The organism is Stenotrophomonas sp. SrG, from assembly GCF_050031795.1.
GTDB lineage: Bacteria > Pseudomonadota > Gammaproteobacteria > Xanthomonadales > Xanthomonadaceae > Stenotrophomonas > Stenotrophomonas rhizophila_A.
In genome coordinates, this window is the sequence record NZ_JBNBBE010000553.1 from 1 (window position 1) to 253 (window position 253).

Sequence of the window (253 nt, forward strand, 5' to 3'; positions counted from 1 at the left end):
CCAAGCGCTGGTACGGCAAGGCAGCGCTGCAGGACGGATCGCAACTCGGCGTCAGTCAGTCGCGCATGGCGCTCCGCCTGTATCGCGGCGAATACGAGGTGTGGTGCGGCGAGGCCGAAAGTCCGGGAGCCTTCGGCCCCGAGGAAGACCTGGTAGCGGCCGCAGAGGGTGGCGACACCCCAGCGCAGACCAGCCTCGGCGACATCTACGGCAAAGGGATCGGAGTGCAGAAGGACGAGCCCCAGTCGTTCAA

At 66.8% G+C, this 253-nt stretch carries 1 protein-coding gene; it reads left to right on the plus strand.

Annotated features, from left to right (window positions below; translation table 11 throughout):
• On the plus strand, positions 1-253 hold a 253-nt coding region (locus tag ACQG3P_RS20830), incomplete at both ends, for a hypothetical protein (RefSeq protein WP_426806115.1).